Here is a 14182-nt window from a genome sequence, read left to right as displayed (position 1 = left end):
GTCGAGGGCGACGACGCGGGTCTCCCCCTCCCCGTAGACCTTGTTCAGGCCGGTGGCGCGGGCGGCCGCCAGGCCGGTACGGACGGCGGTTGCGGTCGACGTGGTCACGGGGGCTCCTTGTGCTCGTGGGCTTGTACCTCCATGCTCCGCGACGTGATCATGGTCTGGCGTCGCTCCGCCGGACGGTTGGCCCGACCACCGTTGGGCGTACGGGAGGGGCGGCCCGTCCTCCTGCGGTATGACGGGAACCCTGAGGGAGGGTCGACGTCCGGCTCGTGGCCGGAACCGCTATCCTTCGTGGCCGAATTCCGAACAGTTCGTCAGATGGCAAGGAAACATGACAACTTCCGGGGCTGGGAACATGCGAAAGGGTGAGCCGGGCGACTAGGCTCAGGGGTGGTTTCGCAGGACGCCCGGATGGTGGAACGCAGACACGGGCAGCTTAAAACTGCTTGGCCGCGAGGCCGTGCCGGTTCGAGTCCGGCTCCGGGCACAGGTCGGTCGACCCGGCGGGGGCGCCGACGGCGCCCCCGCCGGGCGTCGTTCACCGGATCCTCCTCGCGGCGTATCCCGGAATTTTTGCCAAGCCATTACCCTTGTGCGTGGGCGGTGCAGTGCCGCCACGGAGGGAATGAGCAATGAGAAGCAGCAACCCGGTCTTCTCGCGGGAGGGATCCTTCACCCGCGACTCCGGTTACGCGGGGTTCGGAACGAGTGCGCAGGCCGGGAGCCCGTACGGCCACAACCCGTACGCGGGCACCCAGTACGCCCAGCAGCCGTCGGCGCAGGGACCGCTGACGGACGAGCAGCTCTTCGAGATGTACAACGGGCCGTCCGCCGGCCCCGGGGCCACCGGGCGGATGACGCTCGACGACGTGCTGGCCCGCACGGCCATGACGCTGCTGACCGTGGTCGCCGCCGGTGCGGTGTCCTGGTTCACGCTGCCGTTCAAGAACTTCGGCTTCGCCGTCGGCGCCTCGCTGGTCGCCATGATCGTCGGTCTGGTCGTCCAGTTCCGACAGAAGATCAGCCCGCCGCTGGTCCTGGCCTACGCGGCGTTCCAGGGCTTCGCGCTGGGCGCGGTCACCCACGTCCTCAACACCATCTGGCCGGGCATCGCCATCCAGGCGGTGCTGGGCACGGCGGCGGTCTTCGGGGCGACGCTCTACGTCTACAAGAGCGGTCGGCTCCGGGTGAGCCCGAAGTACACCCGCATCGGCATCGCGATCGGCCTGGGCTTCTCGGGCCTGCTGCTGATCAACTGCATCGCGTGGGCCTTCGGCGGCGGTCTCAACACCTGGTCCGGCCCGCTGGGCGTCGGCATCGGCCTGATCGGCGTCGCCCTCGGCGCGTTCTACCTGACGCTGGACTTCGCCGAGATCGAGCAGGCCATCGCCGGGGGTGCCCGGCAGGAGGAGTCCTGGCGGGCCGCCTTCGGGCTCACCTTCTCGCTGGTCTGGATCTACTTCGAGATGCTGCGCCTGATCGCCAGCCTCCGCGGCGACGACTGACACCGTCGGTCGCCGTGAACCACTGCCGCCGGGCCCCGGAGCCACCCGCTCCGGGGCCCGGCGGCATTTCGCCTAGGCTCGCTGCCATGCATGACGTACAGCTCCTGGACGTACGGCCCCTGGTCGAAGCCGTCGAGTCCCTGGCGGATCGTTTCCGCTCGCTGCCGCAGAGCAAGCTGCTGGGCGCCGTGCCCGGGCACGCCTCGCGGGCGGCGGCCGCGCTGGACCTGGCCCGGCGGCTGGCCGCGCTGGCGCTGGCGGCGGAGGGCGGGCCCGAGCGGGACTTCCCGGACGCCGGGGCCTTCGCGGTGGGGGACCAACTGGCCGTCGCCGGGCACGACCTGGCGGCCGCGCTCGCGGCGCTGCCCGAGGACGCGCGGGTGACGCTGCCGGAGGGGCCCGCCGCGGTGGGCGAGGTGCTGGCCGGGGCGGTGGCGGCGGTGCGCGGCACGGCGGCGCTCTGCGCCTGAGGCCGGGTGCGGCCGGACACGCCGAAGGCCGGCCGGGTCGGTAACCCCTTGACCCGGCCGGCCTTCGGCGTGCAGCTCGTCGAGCCCGTGAGCGGGCGCGCGGAGTCCGGCCCGTGAGCGGGCGTCAGATGCTGGCGACCACCCGGTCGGCGAGCACGTAGACGGCCTCCTCGTCGGTGGAGAAGGTCAGCGAGTACGAGCCGGAGAAGCGCGAGCCGCCGAGCAGTCGGACGTGCTCTCCGGCACGGACCGCGTCGATCAGCCGGTACGCGGCCTCCCGGTCGCCCGGGGCCACGCAGAGCGTGGTGCCGTCGGCGAAGGCGTACACGTCCAGGGTGCCCAGCGGGCCCGGGCGGACGTCGATCAGTGCGACGGCCTCCTCGGCGAGGGTGGCCAGCCGGGTGTCCGTCCACTCGCGGGACGGCGCCTGGCTCGGCACGAAGTCGGGGTGCGAGGGGTGGCGGCGCGGGTCGGGCGCGGCGACCGGCGCCTCCTCGACGGCCTGGTCGGCGTCCAGCAGCCCGGCCTCCAGGCCGGTGGCCAGCAGGTCGGCCTCACGGCGGGCCCGGGCGTCCTTCGCGGTCTCGCCCACCGGGTGGCCGGGGCGCAGCGGCGCGCCGCCGTCGGTGCCGGGCTCGGCCGGGCCGGTGCCGGTGCCGTCGTTGATCAGGTCCTCCAGCGCGGAGCGCAGCGCCTCGCCGAACTCCGGGTCCATCGTCCCGGCGTTGTCGGCGGCGTCCTGCGGGCCGGTGGGGCGGGGGAAGAAGAGCGGCCACTCGTCGGTGCCGGAGAACACGCCGTTGAAGGGGGAGTCGAACAGCGGCGCGTCCTCGGCCGCCCGGGCCTCCTGCTCGGCCCAGAACGCCCGGGCCTCGGTGATCTCCCGCTCGCGGTCGGCGGCGAGCGCCTCGGTGACGGCCCGGCGTATCGCGGCCTCGTCCACCGGTGCGGGCACGGCCGGGGCCGCGGCCTGAGCGTCCAGTCGGCGGGAGATTCCGCGGAGACGGAGCAGCACGGCGGTCGACACGGTGATCAGGATCAGCAGCAGGATGGCGTAGACGGCGCTCACGGAACGTACTCCTAGCGAGGAGCGGAACGGGGTTACGTGTCCACACTGCCGCATCCGGGGGTGTTACCGCAGTGGCGAATGTCTAATTCGTCCCGGACTTTCGCTCTTGTCCCCAAATTGTTAGGTAACACCGTTCTACGCAGTGCAGTTGATCCGCTCCGCAGTGTCGATTTCCGAGCCGAAAACGAACGGAAAGAGGGCCGGATCGACCTCGCGGTGTGATCCGGCCCTCAATTACGCACTGTCACTCCAAATGGGTGGTCCAGACCCTTCGGAGCGTACGGGGGAGGGTCAGCTGAGGCGCTCGATGACCATCGCCATGCCCTGGCCGCCGCCGACGCACATGGTCTCCAGACCGAACTGCTTGTCGTGCCACTGCAGGGAGTTGATCAGCGTGGTGGTGATCCGGGCGCCGGTCATGCCGAAGGGGTGGCCGACCGCGATGGCGCCGCCGTTGACGTTCAGCCTGTCCAGGTCCACGCCGAGGTCGCGGTAGGACGGGATCACCTGGGCCGCGAAGGCCTCGTTCATCTCGACCAGGTCGATGTCGCCGATGCTCAGGCCGGCCCGCTTGAGCGCCTGCTTGGAGGCCTCGACCGGGCCGTAGCCCATGATCTCGGGCGAGAGCGCGCTGACGCCGGTGGAGACCACCCGGGCGAGCGGGGTGATGCCGAGCTCGCGGGCCTTGGTGTCGGACATGATGACCAGCGCGGCCGCACCGTCGTTCAGCGGGCAGCAGTTACCGGCGGTCACGGTGCCGTCGGGGCGGAACACCGGCTTCAGGCCCGAGACGCCCTCCACGGTGACGCCGGCGCGCGGGCCGTCGTCCGTGCTGACCACGGTGCCGTCCGGGAGCGTCACCGGGGTGATCTCGCGCTGCCAGAAGCCGGCCTTGATGGCGGCCTCGGCGAGGTTCTGCGAGCGGACGCCGAACTCGTCCTGCTCGGCGCGGGTGATGCCCTTGAGCGCGGCGAGGTTCTCGGCGGTCTGGCCCATCGCGATGTAGGCGTCCGGCACCAGCCCGTCCGCGCGCGGGTCGTGCCAGCCCTCCCGTCGCCCACCACCACTCTCGTTCGAGGCGCTCTGCGCCGCCCCCCACGTGCCCTCTTCAGCCCGCTTGGCGGTGCGGGCCTGCGCCTCGTCGAAGAGCGGGTTCATGGTGCCCGGCATGCCGTCCGAGGTGCCGTGGATGCTGCGCGAGACGGTCTCCACACCGGCCGAGATGAAGACGTCGCCCTCGCCGGCCTTGATCGCGTGGAGCGCCATCCGGGTCGTCTGCAGCGAGGAGGAGCAGTAGCGGGTGATGGTGGCGCCGGGCAGGTAGTCCATGCCCATCTGGACGGCCACGATGCGGGCCAGGTTGTGGCCCTGCTCGCCGCCGGGCAGGCCGCAGCCCAGCATCAGGTCGTCGATCTCGCGCGGGTCGAGCTGCGGCACCTTGGCCAGCGCGGCCTGGATGATGTGCGCGGTCAGGTCGTCCGGGCGGACGTCCTTCAGGGAGCCCTTGAAGGCCCGGCCGATCGGCGAACGGGCGGCGCTGACGATGACGGCTTCGGGCATGACGGGCTCCTCGCTGGGTGACTGCGGACCTGACGTCCGGGAGGAAAGTTACCGCCTGGTAGGTCAGGCGTCACCCGCCCCAGCGTGTGAGCTGGCCGACGTATTCCCGGGGCCCGGCGGGTCGTCCTGGACGGGGTGCAAGTGGGCCGCCGCGCCCGACCCGGGCAGGCCGATCCGCAGGCGCCGGCGCAGCAGCGCCCAGCGGTGGCCCGCGCCCTCCGTCTCGACGGCCGCCACCTCGGTGCCCGCCCGCCCGGCCGCCGCGGCGGCGGCCACCGCGACCGGCAGCACCGTCTCGCCCGGCACCGGCGCGGTCGGGCGCTCCTCCTCCGGCCACAGGCCGAGCACGGCGCAGACCGAGGGCAGCAGGGTCATCGCGGCCGTCGCGTAGCCCTGGGCCGAGGGGTGGTAGCGGTCGGCGGCGAACATCTCCGGGCGGGCGGCGAACTCCGGGCCCAGCAGCGAGCCCAGCGAGACCGTCCGGCCGCCCGCCTCGACCACCGCGATGGTCTGTGCGGCGGCCAGCTGCCGGCTCAGCCGCCGGGCCACCCAGCGCAGCGGCGGGCGCACCGGCTTGATCGTGCCGAGGTCCGGGCAGGTCCCGACGACCACCTCGCAGCCGTTGGCGCGCAGTGCGGCGACGGCCTCGCCGAGCTGGCGGACGGCGAGCTGGGCCGGACTGTGCCGGGTCACGTCGTTGGCGCCGACCATGATCACCGCGACGTCCGGGTGGTGCTGCAGCACCTGCTCCAGCTGGCCGGAGAGGTCGGCCGAGCGGCCGCCGGAGCGGGCCGCGTTGACCAGCCGGACCGGGCGTTCGGCCACCGAGGCCAGCCCGGCGGCGAGCAGGGCGCCCGGGGTCTCCCGGCCCCGTGCCACCCCGAGGCCGGCGCCGGTCGAGTCGCCGAGGACGGCCAGCACGAGCGGCGGCTGCGGGGCGGCGGAGCGGTCGGCGAAGGCCTCGCCGTAGACGCCGTCGGCCTTGGGCGGGAGGGTCCCCAGGACGCCGATGGCCTGGATGGCGAGCTTGCTCTCGGTCAGCAGCAGGCCGACCACGCCGACCCCGAGCAGTCCGAGCCCGCCGCCGCCGTACGCCGCCGCGGTGGCGATCCGCCGGGCCACCCGGGCCCGCGAGTCGTGTGCGCCTGGCATCCGGACCCCCTTCACGTCCTCGTGCCGCCCCCAGCGGGGTCGTACACCCCTCCTACCCGCGCCGGGGGCGGGAGTACCGGTGCGGGTGGGCCATTGGGGGAGGCGCCGGCGGCGCCGCCGCGGGAGCGCCGGGCGGGGCGGGCCGTCGGGGGAGGGGCGGCGGGTCGTCGCGCGGGGCTGCCCGGGGCGGGCCCCGGAGGACGTGGACGAGAGGGGGCGCTGGGGCGCGTGCCACGCCCTAGGCTTTGCAGTACCAAAAGCACTCGCATGCCCATAGACCGGGAGGACCCCCGTGCGGTACCACAACTCGATCATCGACCTGGTCGGCAACACGCCGCTGGTCAAGCTGAACAAGGTCACCGAGGGCATCAGCGCGACAGTGCTGGCGAAGGTCGAGTACTTCAACCCCGGTGGCTCCGTGAAGGACCGCATCGCGATGCGCATGATCGAGGCCGCCGAGGCCTCGGGCGCCCTCAAGCCGGGCGGCACCATCGTCGAGCCGACCTCCGGCAACACCGGTGTCGGTCTGGCGATCGTGGCCCAGCAGAAGGGCTACAAGTGCATCTTCGTCTGCCCGGACAAGGTCTCGACCGACAAGATCAACACCCTCCGTGCGTACGGCGCCGAGGTGGTCGTCTGTCCGACCGCCGTCGCCCCTGAGCACCCGGACTCCTACTACAACGTCTCCGACCGCCTGGTCCGGGAGACCCCGAACGCCTGGAAGCCGGACCAGTACTCCAACCCGGACAACCCGGCCTCGCACTACTACTCCACCGGCCCGGAGCTGTGGGAGCAGACCGACGGGAAGATCACCCACTTCGTGGCGGGCGTCGGGACCGGCGGCACCATCTCCGGCACCGGCAACTACCTGAAGGAGGCGTCGGGCGGCAAGGTCAAGGTGATCGGCGCCGACCCGGAGGGCTCGGTCTACTCGGGCGGCACCGGCCGGCCGTACCTGGTCGAGGGCGTCGGTGAGGACTTCTGGCCGACCGCCTACGACCGCGACGTCGCGGACGAGATCGTCGCCGTCTCCGACAAGGACTCGTTCCAGATGACCCGCCGCCTGGCCAAGGAGGAGGGCCTGCTGGTCGGCGGCTCCTGCGGCATGGCCGTGGTGGCCGCGCTGGAGGTCGCCCGCAAGCTCGGGCCGGACGACGTCGTGGTGGTGCTGCTGCCGGACGGCGGCCGCGGCTACCTGTCGAAGATCTTCAACGACGACTGGATGGCCGACTACGGCTTCCTGCCCTCGTCCACCGACGAGGCGCACATCGGCGAGGTGCTGGCCCGCAAGGAGTCCATCGAGCAGGGCGGCGTCCCGCAGTTCGTCCACATGCACCCCAACGAGACGGTCGCCGAGGCGGTCCGGGTGCTGCGCGAGTACGGCGTCTCGCAGATGCCGGTGGTCTCCCCCGGTGCCGGGCACCCGGACATCATGGCCGGCGAGGTGATCGGCTCGGTGGTGGAGAAGCTGCTGCTGGAGGGCATCTTCGCCAAGGAGATCGAGCTGACCGACACGCTGGACAAGGTGATGTCCAAGCCGCTGCCGGTGGTCGGCTCGGGCGAGACCGTCACCAACCTGATGACCGTGCTGGAGAAGGCCGACGCGGCCGTCGTGCTGGTCGAGGGCAAGCCGCAGGGCATCGTCAGCCGCCAGGACCTGCTGGGCTTCCTGACCGGTCGCGCCGCGCACTGACACGCGGTCACCACCGAGCGCCCGTGGGCGGATCCGGAGGATTCGTCCACGGGCGAAGTGGTACACCGGCGTCATCTGCCCGCATCACGGGGTTAACAACGGTCCGGCATCGTTGTGGTCAACGGCACGACGCCGAACGAGGCGACGGCAAGCGTCCGGGAGCGGCTCCCCGGCGACCGCGGTCGACTCCGGACACATCGGGCGGTCCTGACCCGACCGCTGTGTCCTACCTCCGCGGGAGGCGCCGTCGTCCCGCCCCTGCCCGGCTCCGGCCGGTCGACAGGGTGTGGCGGCTTCCGCGGCCGCACCGCGCCGTACGGCGCGTCCCCGCGGCTCCCGGGTGGGGGAGCCGAGGGGGGAGACGGTGGGGCCGGTCCTTCTTCGAGGGGCCGGCCCCACCGCCTGTCCGGGCCCGGTCCGCCCGTCGCGGGCGTGCGCGGTGCGCCGGGCGGCACGTCGTTCCCGTACGCTCGCACGCATGACCAGCACTGAAACGACCGACCAGGACGCCCCGCGCTACGTCCGGGTCAAGATCGAGCTCATCGCGGAGATCACCGACGAGGGCGCGCTGAAGGCGGCGGCCCTGCAGGCGGTGACCGAGGACGAGTACCTCGACGACGAGGAGCGCGCCCAGTCCGTCGAAGCCATCGAGGTGGACCCGTCGGGTTCGCTCGCCCACTTCATCGACCCCGTCGCGCTGCTCGGCGACGTCCCCGGGGTGGAGCTCGCCTCGGCGACCTGGGAGTCGGCGCAGACCGAGTTCGACCCGGACAGCGAGGAGTGGGACGAGTACGCGGTGGAGGAGTCCGCCGAGTAGCGGCGGTGCGCCGTCACGCGCTCGGAAACGCCCGGTCTGCCACGGCAGGCCGGGCGTTTTGTCCTTGTTCGATGGCAAGTTTGGTCATCTCATACGATCGCTTACCCTTCGATGGTGGAACCGTGAACGGGCGGATTGCGTTTCTGTATCCGTAAATGCCCGGGATGATCAGCAGGGAGACGCGACGTGACGGCACGGGACGGTCAGGGGCGGGCGGCCGGTGGAAGCTGGAGCCGACGCGGTGTTCTCGCGGGACTGATCGGGGCGCCGGTCCTGCTCCTCGCGGCCTGCAACGACAACAGCGGTAACAGCGGCAGCGGTTCCGGCTCCGGCGGCAGCGCGAGCGGCGCCCCGGGCAACGGCGGCAGCAGCAGCGCCCCGAAGACCTCGGCCGCCGTGATCACCGTCACCCCCGCCGACGGGGCCACCGCCGCCAGCTTCAGCGAGCCGGTCAAGGTCACCGTCGCCAACGGCACCCTGACCAGCGTCAAGGTCACCGACTCCACGGGCAAGGAACTGGCCGGCCAGCTCTCCGCCGACAACACCGGCTGGACCTCGGCCGCCGCCCCGGCCAGCGGTACCAAGTACACCGTCGCCGCCGTCGCCCAGGACAAGGACAAGCTGGAGGCGGACTCCAACGCCGTCTTCACCACGGCGACCCCGGCCAACACCTTCGTCGGCTACTTCACCCCCGAGGACGGCTCGACGGTCGGCGTCGGCATGCCCGTCTCGATCAACTTCAGCAAGCCGATCACCGACAAGAAGGCCGTCCAGCAGGCGATCACCGTGACGGCCGAGCCGGGCGTCGAGATCGTCGGCCACTGGTTCTCCAGCACCCGCCTCGACTTCCGGCCGCAGGAGTACTGGGCCAAGGGCACCCAGGTCACCCTCAAGCTCCGGCTCAAGGACGTCGAGGGCGCCAAGGGCGTGTACGGCACCCAGTCCAAGGACGTCCGCTTCACCGTCGGCCGCGCCCAGACCAGCGTCGCCGACCTCGCCACCAAGAAGCTCACCGTCACCACCGACGGCCAGGTCAGTGCCGTGTACAAGATCTCCGGCGGCTCGCCCGAGCACACCACCTGGGGCGGCAAGATGGTCATCTCCGAGCAGTACACGCAGACCCGGATGAACTCGCAGACCGTCAACCTGGGCAGCGAGTACGACATCGCGGACGTGCCGCACGCCCAGCGCCTCACCACCTCGGGCACCTTCATCCACGGCAACTACTGGTCGTCGACGTCGATCTTCGGCAGCCAGAACACCAGCCACGGCTGCGTCGGCCTGCAGGACGCCAAGGGCGCGCAGGACGCCGGCACGGACGGATACAAGTTCTACAAGTCCTCGATGGTCGGCGACGTGGTCGAGGTCGTGAACTCCGGCGACAAGACCGTCGCCCCGGACAACGGCCTGAACGGCTGGAACATGGGCTGGGCCGACTGGAAGGCCGGCAGCGCCGCCTGATCCACCCGCAGCCGGGCTGCCCCGTCCGGCCCGCGACCGGGCTTCCCGGTCACGGGCCGGACGGCAGCGGCGATCAGCCGCCCGGCGAGCTGTGAGCCGCGCCCGGCCTCAGCGCTTGGCGTAGTCCGCGAACCCCTGCCAGTCGACGACGACGCACCGCTCGTCGCCGAGGATCCAGGCGTCGTGTCCGGGCGGGCAGATCATGTAGTCGCCGGGGCCGAACTCGGCCTCCTGGCCGTCGTCCATCACGATCTTCATCCGGCCGGAGATCACGTACCCCATGTGGGCCGCCTGGCAGCTGTCGGTCTTGGCGATCGGCTTCACGTGCTTGGACCACTGCCACCCCGGCTCGAACACGGCCCTGCCGACCGGGCCGGAGTCCAGGTTGACCAGCCGCAGCTCGCCCTTGCCCTCCTCGAAGGGACGGACTTCCTCGGGATCGTCGAAGCTCTTGCGGACCAGACCGGACATGGCGCACCACTCCTCTCCACGAGGGGGCCCGGCCGCCGACGGGCGGCCGGGCGGCCCCTGCTGGCCCCTCCAGTCTGCGCCCCGAACGGGAGGGGGTCACGGCGGGAAGGGCACACGCGGAGTCGTCGACGTCCGGTCAGCCCCGGGTGCGGGCCACGCCGATCGGGCAGGAGGCGCCGGTGCCGCCGAGGCCGCAGTAGCCGTTGGGGTTCTTGGCCTCCGACAGGTACTGCTGGTGGTACGGCTCGGCCGGGAAGAACGGACCGGCCGGGGCGATCTCCGTGGTGATCGGCCCGTAGCCGAGCGCGGTGAGGGCCGGCTGGAAGGCCTCCCGGGACGCCGCCGCGGCCTCGGCCTGGGCGGGGGAGTGGGTGTAGACCGCGGAGCGGTACTGGGTGCCCACGTCGTTGCCCTGGCGGTTGCCCTGGGTCGGGTCGTGCGCCTCCCAGAACGTCTTCAGCAGCCGCTCGTAGGAGACCACGGCCGGGTCGTACACCACCCGGACCGCCTCGGTGTGCCCGGTCAGACCGCTGCACACCTCGTCGTACGTCGGGTTGGGGGTGTAGCCGCCCTGGTAGCCGACCAGCGTCGTCCAGACGCCGGGCAGGCGCCAGAACGTGCGCTCGGCGCCCCAGAAGCAGCCCAGCCCGAAGTCGGCCACCTCCAGGCCCTCCGGGTACGGACCGCTCAGCGGGTGGCCGAGCACGGTGTGCGGGTCGCGCAGCTCGAAGGCCGCGGTCGGCCGACCGGGCAGCGCCTGGTCGGCGGGGACGAGCGAGGTCTTGTGGCGGTTGAACAACACGGCCTGCTCCAGCGGGTCGGGAAACGTGGCTCACTCTGCAACGCGAACGGCCGCCCCCGGATTCCGGGAGGGTGCTTCCGGACGGCGGCGGCCCGCGGTGGCGGTGGTTTCCGCCAGTGCTCCGGGTTCCGGCGAGCGCGTCGACGTGCGGCCATTAGGCTCGGAGTCATGACCGAGCACCAGCTTCCCCAGGGCTTCGAGACCCTCGCCATCCACGCGGGGCAGGAAGCAGACCCCCAGACCGGGGCCGTCGTCACGCCGATCTACCAGGTGTCCACCTACAAGCAGGACGGGGTGGGCGGCCTGCGGGGCGGCTACGAGTACAGCCGCAGCGCCAACCCGACCCGCACCGCGCTGGAGGAGTGCCTCGCGGCGCTGGAGGGCGGCGCCCGCGGCCTCGCCTTCGCCTCCGGCCTGGCGGCCGAGGACACCCTGCTGCGCACCATCCTCAAGCCGGGCGACCACATCGTGATCCCCAACGACGCCTACGGCGGCACCTTCCGGCTCTTCGCCAAGGTGCTGACCCGCTGGGGCGTCGAGTTCTCCGTGGCCAACACCCAGGACCTGGCCACCGTCCGCGACGCGATGCGTCCCAACACCCGCGCGGTGTGGGTGGAGACCCCGTCCAACCCGCTGCTGGGCATCACCGACCTGGCCGCGCTCGCCGAGATCGCGCACGGCGCCGGCGCGCTGCTGGTGGTCGACAACACCTTCGCCAGCCCGTACCTGCAGCAGCCGATCGCGCTCGGCGCGGACGCGGTCGTGCACTCCACCACCAAGTACATGGGCGGCCACTCGGACGTGGTCGGCGGTGCGCTGGTGCTGGCCGACGCGGCCCTCGGCGAGGAGGTCGCCTACCACCAGAACGCGATGGGCGCGGTCTCCGGCCCGTTCGACGCCTGGCTGGTGCTGCGCGGCATCAAGACGCTGGGCGTCCGGATGGACCGCCACAGCGCCAACGCGGAGAAGGTCGCCGAGCTGCTGGCGAGCCACCCCAAGGTCAGCCAGGTGCTCTACCCGGGCCTGCCCGAGCACCCCGGCCACGACATCGCCGCCAAGCAGATGAAGGCCTTCGGCGGCATGGTCTCGTTCCGCGTCGCGGGCGGCGAGGAGGCGGCCGTCGAGGTCTGCAACCGCGCGCAGCTGTTCACCCTCGGTGAGTCCCTCGGCGGCGTCGAGTCGCTGATCGAGCACCCGGGCCGGATGACCCATGCCTCGGTGGTGGGCTCGGCGCTGGAGGTGCCGTCCGACCTGGTGCGCGTCTCGGTCGGCATCGAGTCGATCGACGACCTGCTGGCCGACCTCAAGCAGGCGCTCGGCTGAGGCCCCCGGGGTTCACTGCCCCTGCTGGTCCGCCGTGTACGACTCCATCGCGTGGTTGAAGCGGGCCAGCAGGGCGCAGAACGCGTGCTGCTCCTCCGGCTGCCAGTCGGCCACCAGGCGGCGGGTCAACTCGGCCCGCCCGTCCCGGACTTCGTCGAGCCGGCCGGAGCCGCGGGAGGTCAGCGCGAGCCGTACGGCGCGGCGGTCGGCCGGGTCCTGTACCCGGCCGACCAGCCCGGCCGCGACCAGCGGGGCGACCTGGCGGGTCACCGTGGAGGAGTCCACGCCCAGTGATTCGGCCAGCGCCTTGACGTTGGCGGGGCCGTGCCGCTCCAGCCGGTCGAGCAGCAGGTAGGCGGCCCGGTCCAGCGCTCCGACCCCGCCGCCGGAGGTGCGGACCTGTTCCATGCGGCGTGCGAACACCGCGAGCTGGTACTGCAGTTGGGTGTGCACGGGGTCGGTGCGGTCGGTGGCCTGGGGCGAGGTCGTCGTCATCGCGGCTCACGATCGTCGTGCGGTGAGGGAGGCTCAGAACCAGCAGCGTACGCGGGCTCGGCGGGCCCGGGAACAGGCCCGGCGTCCCGGATTGCCGTCGTCCGGACCTCTAACCTTGGCAGCATGCACAACTGGCCGATCACCCTCGACGACGTCCGCGGCGCCCAGAAGATGCTCGTCGGGATCGCCCGGGTGACCCCGATGGAGGGCAGCCGGCACCTCTCCGGGCTGATCGGCGCGCCGGTCCACCTGAAGTGCGAGAACCTGCAGCGCACCGGCTCCTTCAAACTGCGCGGGGCGTACGTGCGGATCGCGGGACTCTCGCCGGTGCAGCGGGCCGGCGGGGTGGTGGCGGCGAGCGCCGGGAACCACGCCCAGGGGGTGGCGCTGGCGGCCGCGCTGCTGGGGGTGCAGTCGACGGTGTTCATGCCGGTCGCGGCGCCGCTGCCGAAGGTCGCGGCCACCCGCGAGTACGGCGCGGACGTGCGGCTGCACGGCGCCAACGTGGACGAGGCGCTGCGGGCCGCCCAGCGGTACTCGGAGGCGACCGGCGCGGTGTTCATCCACCCCTTCGACCACTGGGACGTGGTCACCGGCCAGGCGACCGTCGGGCTGGAGATCCTGGAGCAGTGCCCCGAGGTGCGCACCATCCTGGTCGGGGTGGGCGGCGGCGGGCTGCTCGCCGGGATCGCGGCGGCGGTCAAGCCGCTGCGGCCGGACGTCCGGGTGGTCGGGGTGCAGGCGGCCGGCGCCGCCGCGTACCCGCCCTCGCTGGCGGCCGGGCGGCCGGTGTCGCTGGAGCACTTCGCCACCATGGCCGACGGGATCATGGTCGGGCGCCCGGGGGACATCCCCTTCGAGGTGGTCAACACGCTGGCGGACGGCATCCACACGGTCTCCGAGGACTCGCTGTCGCGGGCGCTGCTGCTCGGCCTGGAGCGGCTGAAGCTGGTGGTCGAGCCGGCCGGGGCGGCCCCGATCGCGGCGCTGCTGGAGCGGCCGTACTCCTTCGAGGGCCCGGTGGTGGCGGTGCTGTCCGGCGGCAACATCGACCCGCAGCTGATGCAGCGGGTGCTGCGGCACGGGCTGGCGGCGGCCGGGCGCTACCTGTCGCTGCGGGTGCGGCTGGCGGACAAGCCGGGCTCGCTGGCGGACCTGCTGGGCGTGCTGACCAGGCTGGACGCCAATGTGCTGGACGTGGCGCACGTGCGGATCGACCCGCGGCTGGGGTTGGCGGAGGTCGAGGTGGACATGCACCTGGAGACCAAGGGGCCGGAGCACTGCGCGGCGGTGGTCGGCGAGCTGCGGGACTCGGGGTACGTCGTCTCCGACTAGCCGGCGGGCGTTCCGGTGGGGCG

General features: G+C 72.4%; 13 protein-coding genes, 1 tRNA gene and 1 pseudogene. 8 read left to right on the top strand and 7 right to left on the bottom strand.

Going from position 1 to position 14182, the window contains the following annotated elements; all coding sequences use genetic code 11:
- Positions 1-108: pseudogene (locus ACIGG8_RS01655) on the bottom strand (ABC transporter ATP-binding protein); the annotation flags it as partial.
- Between the two features lie 303 nt (positions 109-411).
- On the opposite strand from ACIGG8_RS01655, the gene ACIGG8_RS01650 reads away from it, so the two are divergent.
- The 3 genes from ACIGG8_RS01650 to ACIGG8_RS01640 all read left to right on the top strand — a co-directional run bounded on the left by ACIGG8_RS01650 (position 412) and on the right by ACIGG8_RS01640 (position 1981).
- Positions 412-493, top strand: a tRNA-Leu gene (locus ACIGG8_RS01650).
- Between the two features lie 145 nt (positions 494-638).
- A complete protein-coding gene (locus ACIGG8_RS01645) occupies positions 639-1511 on the top strand; it encodes a Bax inhibitor-1/YccA family protein (RefSeq protein ID WP_396544716.1) in 873 nt (290 codons plus the stop codon).
- An 86-nt stretch (positions 1512-1597) separates the two neighbouring features.
- A complete protein-coding gene (locus ACIGG8_RS01640) occupies positions 1598-1981 on the top strand; it encodes a hypothetical protein (RefSeq protein ID WP_350522242.1) in 384 nt (127 codons plus the stop codon).
- Positions 1982-2105: 124 nt separating this feature from the next.
- Here ACIGG8_RS01640 and ACIGG8_RS01635 read toward each other — a convergent pair whose 3' ends face one another.
- The 3 genes from ACIGG8_RS01635 to ACIGG8_RS01625 all read right to left on the bottom strand — a co-directional run bounded on the left by ACIGG8_RS01635 (position 2106) and on the right by ACIGG8_RS01625 (position 5762).
- Positions 2106-3050: a hypothetical protein gene (locus tag ACIGG8_RS01635; RefSeq protein WP_396544714.1), complete on the bottom strand. Its 945-nt coding sequence runs from the start codon at positions 3048-3050 to the stop codon at positions 2106-2108.
- Between the two features lie 291 nt (positions 3051-3341).
- Positions 3342-4610, bottom strand: coding sequence for an acetyl-CoA C-acetyltransferase (locus tag ACIGG8_RS01630; RefSeq protein ID WP_396544712.1), 1269 nt, complete (start codon positions 4608-4610; stop codon positions 3342-3344).
- Between the two features lie 63 nt (positions 4611-4673).
- On the bottom strand, positions 4674-5762 hold the full coding sequence (locus tag ACIGG8_RS01625) for an SGNH/GDSL hydrolase family protein (RefSeq protein ID WP_396544710.1): 1089 nt from the start codon (positions 5760-5762) through the stop codon (positions 4674-4676).
- A 292-nt stretch (positions 5763-6054) separates the two neighbouring features.
- Between ACIGG8_RS01625 and ACIGG8_RS01620 the strand changes: the two genes are divergently transcribed.
- The 3 genes from ACIGG8_RS01620 to ACIGG8_RS01610 all read left to right on the top strand — a co-directional run bounded on the left by ACIGG8_RS01620 (position 6055) and on the right by ACIGG8_RS01610 (position 9733).
- Positions 6055-7455, top strand: a complete 1401-nt coding sequence (locus ACIGG8_RS01620; RefSeq protein WP_396544708.1) for a cystathionine beta-synthase — start codon at positions 6055-6057, stop codon at positions 7453-7455.
- A 478-nt stretch (positions 7456-7933) separates the two neighbouring features.
- Positions 7934-8272 carry a hypothetical protein gene (locus tag ACIGG8_RS01615; RefSeq protein WP_350522237.1) on the top strand — a complete coding sequence of 113 codons (339 nt, stop codon included), beginning with the start codon at positions 7934-7936 and terminating at the stop codon, positions 8270-8272.
- Between the two features lie 186 nt (positions 8273-8458).
- Positions 8459-9733: an Ig-like domain-containing protein gene (locus ACIGG8_RS01610; protein WP_396544705.1), complete on the top strand. Its 1275-nt coding sequence runs from the start codon at positions 8459-8461 to the stop codon at positions 9731-9733.
- Between the two features lie 108 nt (positions 9734-9841).
- Here ACIGG8_RS01610 and ACIGG8_RS01605 read toward each other — a convergent pair whose 3' ends face one another.
- Both ACIGG8_RS01605 and msrA read right to left on the bottom strand, forming a co-directional pair.
- Positions 9842-10204 (bottom strand): cupin domain-containing protein, encoded by a 363-nt coding sequence (locus ACIGG8_RS01605; RefSeq protein ID WP_396544703.1) that lies wholly within the window; start codon positions 10202-10204, stop codon positions 9842-9844.
- A gap of 136 nt (positions 10205-10340) precedes the next feature.
- The gene (msrA, locus tag ACIGG8_RS01600; RefSeq protein WP_396544701.1) at positions 10341-11006 is read right to left on the bottom strand and encodes a peptide-methionine (S)-S-oxide reductase MsrA; all 666 of its coding nucleotides are present in this window, start codon (positions 11004-11006) and stop codon (positions 10341-10343) included.
- 168 nt (positions 11007-11174) lie between these two features.
- Between msrA and ACIGG8_RS01595 the strand changes: the two genes are divergently transcribed.
- The gene (locus ACIGG8_RS01595; protein WP_350522231.1) at positions 11175-12329 is read left to right on the top strand and encodes a cystathionine gamma-synthase; all 1155 of its coding nucleotides are present in this window, start codon (positions 11175-11177) and stop codon (positions 12327-12329) included.
- A 12-nt stretch (positions 12330-12341) separates the two neighbouring features.
- On the opposite strand, the gene ACIGG8_RS01590 is transcribed toward ACIGG8_RS01595, so the two are convergent.
- Complete coding sequence (locus tag ACIGG8_RS01590) at positions 12342-12824, bottom strand: MarR family winged helix-turn-helix transcriptional regulator (RefSeq protein ID WP_396544698.1); 483 nt, start codon at positions 12822-12824, stop codon at positions 12342-12344.
- Between the two features lie 123 nt (positions 12825-12947).
- Between ACIGG8_RS01590 and ilvA the strand changes: the two genes are divergently transcribed.
- Complete coding sequence (gene ilvA, locus ACIGG8_RS01585) at positions 12948-14159, top strand: threonine ammonia-lyase (protein ID WP_396544696.1); 1212 nt, start codon at positions 12948-12950, stop codon at positions 14157-14159.
- Positions 14160-14182: the final 23 nt, after the last annotated feature.

Source organism: Kitasatospora sp. NPDC085464 (assembly GCF_044541955.1).
Lineage (GTDB): Bacteria > Actinomycetota > Actinomycetes > Streptomycetales > Streptomycetaceae > Kitasatospora.
This window is presented reverse-complemented; position numbering and strand designations above follow the sequence as displayed.

Bases quoted from the DNA above. Each gene is read 5' to 3' on its own strand.
- ACIGG8_RS01645 (WP_396544716.1), top strand. From the start codon at position 639: ATGAGAAGCAGCAACCCGGTCTTCTCGCGGGAGGGATCCTTCACCCGC.
- ACIGG8_RS01640 (WP_350522242.1), top strand. From the start codon at position 1,598: ATGCATGACGTACAGCTCCTGGACGTACGGCCCCTGGTCGAAGCCGTC.
- ACIGG8_RS01630 (WP_396544712.1), bottom strand. From the start codon at position 4,610: ATGCCCGAAGCCGTCATCGTCAGCGCCGCCCGTTCGCCGATCGGCCGG.
- ACIGG8_RS01625 (WP_396544710.1), bottom strand. From the start codon at position 5,762: ATGCCAGGCGCACACGACTCGCGGGCCCGGGTGGCCCGGCGGATCGCC.
- ACIGG8_RS01615 (WP_350522237.1), top strand. From the start codon at position 7,934: ATGACCAGCACTGAAACGACCGACCAGGACGCCCCGCGCTACGTCCGG.
- ACIGG8_RS01605 (WP_396544703.1), bottom strand. From the start codon at position 10,204: ATGTCCGGTCTGGTCCGCAAGAGCTTCGACGATCCCGAGGAAGTCCGT.
- ACIGG8_RS01595 (WP_350522231.1), top strand. From the start codon at position 11,175: ATGACCGAGCACCAGCTTCCCCAGGGCTTCGAGACCCTCGCCATCCAC.
- ACIGG8_RS01590 (WP_396544698.1), bottom strand. From the start codon at position 12,824: ATGACGACGACCTCGCCCCAGGCCACCGACCGCACCGACCCCGTGCAC.
- ilvA (WP_396544696.1), top strand. From the start codon at position 12,948: ATGCACAACTGGCCGATCACCCTCGACGACGTCCGCGGCGCCCAGAAG.